Annotated in this window: 8 protein-coding genes, 1 rRNA gene and 1 pseudogene; 3 read left to right on the top strand and 7 right to left on the bottom strand. The window is 37.2% G+C overall.

The genetic code is table 11. The annotated features are described in order from the left end of the window. Both IE222_RS25975 and IE222_RS25970 read right to left on the bottom strand, forming a co-directional pair. A 16S ribosomal RNA gene (locus IE222_RS25975) occupies positions 1–61 on the bottom strand; the annotation flags it as partial. A gap of 362 nt (positions 62–423) precedes the next feature. Continuing rightward, positions 424–2640 (bottom strand): DEAD/DEAH box helicase, encoded by a 2217-nt coding sequence (locus IE222_RS25970; RefSeq protein WP_191277285.1) that lies wholly within the window; start codon positions 2638–2640, stop codon positions 424–426. A 123-nt stretch (positions 2641–2763) separates the two neighbouring features. On the opposite strand from IE222_RS25970, the pseudogene IE222_RS26610 reads away from it, so the two are divergent. The 3 genes and pseudogenes from IE222_RS26610 to IE222_RS25965 all read left to right on the top strand — a co-directional run. Next, a pseudogene (locus IE222_RS26610) lies at positions 2764–2936 on the top strand (permease); the annotation flags it as partial. A 14-nt stretch (positions 2937–2950) separates the two neighbouring features. Beyond that, the gene (locus IE222_RS26820; RefSeq protein WP_275671524.1) at positions 2951–3076 is read left to right on the top strand and encodes a hypothetical protein; all 126 of its coding nucleotides are present in this window, start codon (positions 2951–2953) and stop codon (positions 3074–3076) included. A 121-nt stretch (positions 3077–3197) separates the two neighbouring features. Further along, on the top strand, positions 3198–3941 hold the full coding sequence (locus IE222_RS25965; RefSeq protein WP_191277284.1) for a hypothetical protein: 744 nt from the start codon (positions 3198–3200) through the stop codon (positions 3939–3941). Between the two features lie 178 nt (positions 3942–4119). Here the strand turns inward: IE222_RS25965 and IE222_RS25960 are convergent, their stop codons facing one another. The 5 genes from IE222_RS25960 to IE222_RS25940 form a co-directional block, all read right to left on the bottom strand. Further along, complete coding sequence (locus IE222_RS25960; RefSeq protein ID WP_191277283.1) at positions 4120–4830, bottom strand: hypothetical protein; 711 nt, start codon at positions 4828–4830, stop codon at positions 4120–4122. 77 nt (positions 4831–4907) lie between these two features. Then, positions 4908–5096, bottom strand: coding sequence for a hypothetical protein (locus IE222_RS25955; RefSeq protein ID WP_191277282.1), 189 nt, complete (start codon positions 5094–5096; stop codon positions 4908–4910). A 165-nt stretch (positions 5097–5261) separates the two neighbouring features. Beyond that, positions 5262–5741, bottom strand: a complete 480-nt coding sequence (locus IE222_RS25950; RefSeq protein ID WP_223282905.1) for a hypothetical protein — start codon at positions 5739–5741, stop codon at positions 5262–5264. 159 nt (positions 5742–5900) lie between these two features. Then, the gene (locus IE222_RS25945) at positions 5901–6533 is read right to left on the bottom strand and encodes a hypothetical protein (protein ID WP_191277280.1); all 633 of its coding nucleotides are present in this window, start codon (positions 6531–6533) and stop codon (positions 5901–5903) included. A gap of 204 nt (positions 6534–6737) precedes the next feature. After that, positions 6738–7049 (bottom strand): hypothetical protein, encoded by a 312-nt coding sequence (locus IE222_RS25940; RefSeq protein WP_191277279.1) that lies wholly within the window; start codon positions 7047–7049, stop codon positions 6738–6740. Positions 7050–7239 lie beyond the last annotated feature (190 nt).

Genomic DNA, 7239 nt, shown 5'->3' with positions numbered 1-7239 from the left:
CTTGCATGTATTAGGCACGCCGCCAGCGTTCGTCCTGAGCCAGGATCAAACTCTCCAAGAAAGTTGATTAGCTCATAAAGTTTACGTTGGCTCGAGTCTTCATTATATATAATGGAAGAAACTCGATATTTATTGTTTGTTGACGTTTTTGTTTGTTTAGTTTTCAAAGAACTATTTTGTTCGAGACAGGATATTAATATATCATCTCAACTCCACCTTGTCAAATACTTTTTTCAAATAGTATTTTTCACCGGCGACATTTATATATACTATCAGAAACTATTAAATGAGTCAACAATAAATTTTCCTTGTGAATCACAATAATTTTTTCAGCTAGATTCATATCTTATAATCACTTTTTAAAAAAGTCAACACTTAAATATAAAGACTTTAAAACAAGGGGGATATTTCTTATCCCCCCTATTACAACTGTCTTACAAGGTATTCACACACTTTACTAGAACTCAGTCTAGCAGCGACATAAGGCGGCCTAACCCCTCTATTCCCTTCGTGCGGAAGTCCCAGCCATAAAACCTTCTCATCGATTATCACAAATGGAAACGGACAGCTCTCACTGGCTTGACCCGAATCCTCATTCGATATAACTGATAATTTTACATGTTTTGCCCTATTTAACAACTGTTTTTTCCATTCCTTAGGTAACTTTATTCCATTGGGTAAGGAAATCATAATAGAAGCTTTGGCGGCATTTATGTCCCGAAAGATCGCTTCCAATTTCAACGCATGCATCCATCTTAATTTTGGATGCTGATTCACGATCCAGGAGCCAATTTGCTCTGTTGTAACTTTTTGATTATGCCGTATTTGATAATCAACGAGCTGCCTTAATGTTTTCCCTTGATAAAAATGTGTTTGGATAAAATTTCGGTTGCTGACGTGAAGGAACTTTCCTTTCGTTCTGGTAATCGCTACATTAATCAACCTTTCACTATCCTTGCCGGTTAACAACATCCCTGCCCGTTCTTGCGGTCCACTATCCACCGAATCAAAAACCATCACATCCCGCTCACTCCCTTGGAAGCGGTGGACGGTAGCGGCAATCACATCCGCCTCCAACCGCTCATTTGCATAAATCTCTTCAAGGAGCAGCTCCATTAAAGAGGCTTGGGAACGGTATGGTGTCACATAGCCAATTGATTTTGCCCCTCCTAGATAAGCTTCATGAATCAATTGAAAAGAAAATAATAGCTGCCAGAGGTTAAATCTTGAATTCGTCAATTTGTCGCTCAAACAATGATAGCCGGTGAAACTGGTATCCAAAAGGACAGCAGCCCTGCCTGCGAAGGGTGCTCGGCTGACAATTTGATTTCTGCTTTTTGATACACTCTCGTGATCACCAACCAGCGAATGGTAGATATATCGATTTGTAAAAGCTGAGATTTCAGGATGCATCCGCCGTTGTTCTTTTAAAAGAAAAAGCTGCGGATGGAGTTTCCCCTCATTTAGCCATTCCACTACCCCTGCCCGGTGAAAGACATCTTCTTTCAGCCATTTGGCTGCGAGCAGGTCACGGCTTGAAGCAATCGGGGGCAGCTGTTTGAAATCACCGCAAATAATCACACGTCTACCCAGCGAAGCGGCATATGCCGCCTGTGGTACATAGGCCATGCTCGCTTCATCCAGAATAACGATATCATATTCCGTCTCATAGACGGCACTGTCGCTAGCTGCCTTTGCCAGCGTTGTTCCAACGATGAAGGCTTCTTTTACTAATTGAACTTCTTTTTTTCGAACCTTTTCCAGCACTCTTGCAATTTTTGTTTCAATCTCTAGCAGATGGTCTGAGTCTCTTTTACTAAAAGAACGGGCCAAGTCTTGTTTTAGGTGACGTCTTTCTTCTACCAGCCTGTCTCGATCATTTGCTAAAAGAGGATCCTGCTTTTCAATTAGCTGACCTGTGGTGATGTCACTGTGGACTAATAATTCTTCCCCGCTGTTCCCTCCATAGCGAAGCACATCCCCTTCACGGAAGCGTTTTTTCTTTTTTATAAAATGTGTCACTTCATTGATCAATACATCGACTGCTTGATTGCTATGCGATAAAATCAATACTTTTTTCTGTTGAAAATATTTGTTGGCTGCAGTCCGCGCCAGCGTATAGGTTTTTCCCGTACCAGGCGGCCCCCAAACGTACGTGACCGGATTATATTTTGACCGTAATACCAATTCATGGATATTGCTCTTTATTTTTTGCACAGGATGTTTCGCTTCCATGGAAGGATCCATCAATCGCTTCACTCTTACCCGCTTTTGCTTGCTTTTTTTGATGTCATCCAAGCGCTCGATCAGCTGTTCCAAGAGCTCCCACGGGTCATGCACCAAAAACGCATCTGGAATGAGGTCGCCAAAACTGTGCTCTAATGAAAGGATCACTCCGCTGCCCTCTGAGGAAAGCACCTTGCCGCTCGTCTTCATCGTACCCCATTCCAATTTAATTGAGGAACTAACTGGTATTCTTAAGGAAATCGCGGTATCAAAATAATAGCTATAAGGACCTTCATTTGATAAAAGTCTTCCATTTGTAACAACATAGCGGCTTCCGCCAAACTTCTTTAAGTGATTGATTTCATTTTGAAGGGCCTGCTGCCACTCGTTGATATATGTTTTAATGGTAGTCATTTTTTTCATTCCTATTATTACTAATGTATGTTTAAGGAAATTTCACAAAATCCATAACCTCTGATTAAATATAAACTTTATTTTAGAAGTAATCCACTCACCCTAAAAGTAACTAAACCACCTGCCAAAGGCATGGCGTAGGGTCCGGTAATGGCTCTTATGATTAGTTCTGCAGGTGCAAGTCTACCAGAATTACATTATTAAACAGCATCTTCAAAAAGAAACTTGTTTTTGCCTTCGTTAGCTCAGTCTTTAACATGTCTACTATATCAGGGTTTTTATTCTACATTATTTAAGGAGGTATTTTACGATGAATATATTAAAAAGGTTGTTTCAAAAGAAAGAAAGCTCATGCTGCAACGTTATAATTGAGGAAATAAAAGAAGAAATAAAATCTGAACCACAAGATGGACAAAACAGCAACAGCTGTAACTAAACATTTCCACTGTAGATTAGTAATAAAAGGGGCTCAAGTTAATTTAAGCCGTTCTCTTTTGAAGTACCCGCACATATAAAAACACATATAAAAGCAGCTATAATAGCAGGGCAATTCGCATATGAATTTTGCCGATGCAGAGTGGTTCAAGAAAAAAGGAATAAATAAGGCTAAAGCACAGAGATATCAATGCAAGCAATGCTTGAAAATCACTTCTGTAATGCCTGAAAGAAAGAATTCTACTACTTACCACCAAAAGCGAAATGATATTCTTTTGGATTTGGCAAAAGCAGTCGTAAACAAGGTTGCGATTAACCGAACTATTGAAATGCTTGATATCGGTGTAAAAACCTATTATGAGAAACTCGAATTGGTTTATAAGAGGTGCCTTGAGTTTTTAGAAAGACATGAAAAGAAAGCTTTGAAAAACTTAAATATTGACGAGTGCTGGTTGAATACGGATAAAATGACCTACCATCTAAGTAATGTAAGGAAAAAGGGGCATGGTAGGAAGCCTCCAGCAGAAAGAAGCGAGGAGTCAAAATTTCCAACACACATTGTCATCACACGGAAATGCAAAGCAGATACGTCTTCCTGGCTGATGTTGCCTATGATTGGAATTTCTCTCTTGATGACCTGGCACTGGATACTATCCTCTATAAAGATGACCACCTACATGAATTGGCTAAAAAAAATGCAAGGTTTAGAAGAGGCTTTACCTCCTATCCAATGCCGCCTAACTCCATTGACAATCAAAGTTTGGCGGAATATGAAAATGACCTTGCCAGATTTGAAATCCGAAGTAAGTACGTGGATGGCATACATGTTAACGCCACTTATACAACGCTTGCTCATTATTGGCTGATAATAGTAGAGTGGTGTCTATACTCATATCTTACTGAGGAGCCCTATTTTTTTCAAAGCCGAAAATTAACGATCTACAGGAATGCTAACCTGCCCCGTTTGTTCAATAAGGAATTCAACAAAAAAGGCGGCTAATCCTGCTTGGATCAACGCACCTGTTAGTTGAAGAAACAATTACATTACATCTTGTATTCGAATATTGCCCAAGGTAACCATAAAACAGGTTCTGTGCCTATTTCTTCATCATTGCTATAATCACAGAGGCGGCTTGCTTCTTCCAATGTTGAAATAAAGCCATATTCATTCAATGAGAACCCAAATTGTTCTTTATAGTCTTTTTCCAAACCATTACATAGATAGGAGTGAAACTTTCCGTATTCGTATCCAAGTATCTCGTACCCCAATAGCTTGGATTTTTCCACCTCAATCGGGGATTTATTTTTCAACAAATTAGCAACTCCATATTCGTCTCTTACTTCGTTGTCCGAGAGCTCTTGATCTTGTATAAATTGCTCCACAACGTTTTCTGGTAGCCCAACTCCTATTATTTTCACATCTTCTATTTGGCTAAGAAATTCCCCAAAGAATTCTTGAGTTAGAGCCACGCTCGTAAACACCTGGGGATAAGTAAATTTATCTTCCTCAGACATTTTTTCAACCCATTTTTCCAACTCAGTGTAGGTCTCGTCAGAAATGTTTAGTTTTTGAGCGTATTCTTGCTTCCTTCTTTTTGTATTGCCCCACAGAATATTTATGTCAGGATGAAAATCACAAATACACTCACTAGCTGAATATACTGTATCTGGGACTATTTCTTTGTCCATATAATCAGGACGACTTAGCGGAGAAACTATATAATATCCTCCAGAAATGTATTGCAACTTCCTCACCCCATTTTTCCTTCTTTCACTAGACTGCCCAATAGTTAAAGAAGCGACAGCTTTATTCAGCTATCGCACCCGTTTGTTTAATTAGATTGTAACCTCTTTAGTAGTACACCATTTGCAATAACCCCAACTAACCCACCAATTGCCAAAGTGTATGCCGCTAATAAAGGTGTTGAAGAAAGTGATTTGGTAAGTATTCTGAACGTACTCACGGTAAAAATAAGAAAACTACATACAAGTGTAAGAATAAGCCGATTTTTATTTTTCATTATCCACCCCACCTAAAAGTAAATAATTTCCTACTTCAAATGTTAACATAAATATCTTATTGCGTTAACAATTTATTCAACTAAACTGCCCGTTAATGGCAAATGCGACTGCTTTTTGAGCAATCGCACCCGTTTGTTTAACAAGAACATTCTGAAACATTTAGTTTAAGCCCTTAATTCAGAAAGTTGTTCCCAAATTGGTATATTATTATCGTATAAAACAATGTAATAATGGTTAGGATAATCTCTTCTAATTGTTTGTAGATAACTCTTATAATTCGGCTTAACTTTTTCAAAGATAATAGTGCAAGATGTAAACGATCTGTTACTACCTCTTTTAATATTTTCAAGACGAAATAAGTCTTGAGCAAGATTGTTACTCCCATATTTTTTCTTGAGTGACTGACAATATTCCGATATCTTTTCGTGTTCCTTCCAACTTGTTCCGCCAATTTCATTTTTAATTGAAAATCCTGTAACTATTTTAGGCTGCTTTAAGCACTCATCCCAATTTCTAGGATCAACAAAGGCGATATCTACTTCATTTTCTCGACCATTAGCCCCTATTCTTTTTGCATTATTTTCTATTTTGAAAGGTAAGTCTTTTTCAATTAGATAATGATTTAGATACATACTTACTAGCAATTCAGTAATCCCTGTAAGGTTTTTAAAAAATTGACCGCCGCAGCGATCATTCCGGAACCCAATCCTTTACTTAAGCACCCGTGAATTTAATAAGAAATAATACTTGTTTTTTCCTAAAGTACACCACAAGTTTTTATATAAAAAGTCAATAGCTTTATTTCACCTTAGCCTTTTAAATTTAATATTTTGATTACAAGTTTCAGGATATCTTGCCGCAGCATTCTTTAAATATTCCTCAGCCGCTTTCCTAACACAAGATAAAGATGCTGTTGGACATCCTTTAGTTACTCTGCTCATAAATGTATCAGAGAGGTCGTTATCTTTAGGCACACTTATACTTCCTGCTATTTTTACTATAAATTGATCATTTTCAGCTACCTCATATGCACAAATTGCATTAGATAGATCACTCTTATTTATTCTAATATCTACTAATTCCGGAGTTGAATTATTACAACAACCAATATAAATAGCACATTTAGCGTCATCATTTATTTCTACATTTACCATATGGTCATATACATATTGATAGGCTAACTTATGCAACTTAGAGAGTTCACAGTCTTTTTCATTTAAGAATTCAAGGAAACTACCTCTAAAACTAGGGTCAAAGCGACCAGAGATACTAACTAGCTTATCATTAATCTTAAAAATCTTGTCTGCGTCTTCATTTCTACCGATTTCAGTAAAGTCTCTTTCTAAGTTGATTTCTAGGGAATCCGAGCCCATTAAAATATAAGGAACTTGGTCAACATTGTTGGGCCTTGCAGCAATAGCGATAAGAACTGTCATATAATAACTCCCTTCGGAACTTATGAATACAATGAATATACAGGATAATGCAACAAAAGGTTTCACAAAAGAATGTTTTTTCTGCAAAAACCCGAAAATCCTTATTGAACTAAACTGCTTCTATAGTTCAATAAGAAAAATGCTGCCGCAGCAACCTAACCTTGTTGCGTTAAAGCACCCGTTACTTGAATAAGCAACATCTGTTCATTTGAATAATTTTTTATAAAATGTTGGGCTTAAAGGTCTTACAATTATGAAAAGAAATAAGATAAAAATAAACCCAATACCACTAAAATAAGTGAATATAGAAAACACTCCAGTAAATTTATTTATCGACTTTGGAAGGAAAAAGCTAATCAATAAAGTTGAGAAAAATACCAAGGATAAAGCTGGAAGAACCTTTAAACAGTGGTCTTTAACACCCTTTTTTTCAAGGAAATCCATTGATTTTTCAACTAGCTTATTAATCAAAATAAGGTATATGAATCCAATTATTCCACCAATAATGATTGTCACTTTGAAAATCCCTCCCTGTACTTATTCCCAATGAAATTAAGTTACTCAATCTAATACATTCGAGGTTTCCAATCCTGTATCCTTCTTGAAGTAATCTGCACCGTTAGTTAAATAAGCGAGATAAAATTAGGTGCAAAAAGTGACCTTCATAATTAACGCCTTATTCCTCATAATCTGTACGTAGAGGTGA

This window comes from Neobacillus kokaensis, assembly GCF_014656545.1.
In the GTDB taxonomy this organism is placed as follows: Bacteria; Bacillota; Bacilli; order Bacillales; family Cytobacillaceae; genus Neobacillus; species Neobacillus kokaensis.
The sequence above is the reverse complement of the archived record's forward strand: the minus strand, read 5'-3'. Positions and strand labels throughout refer to the sequence as shown.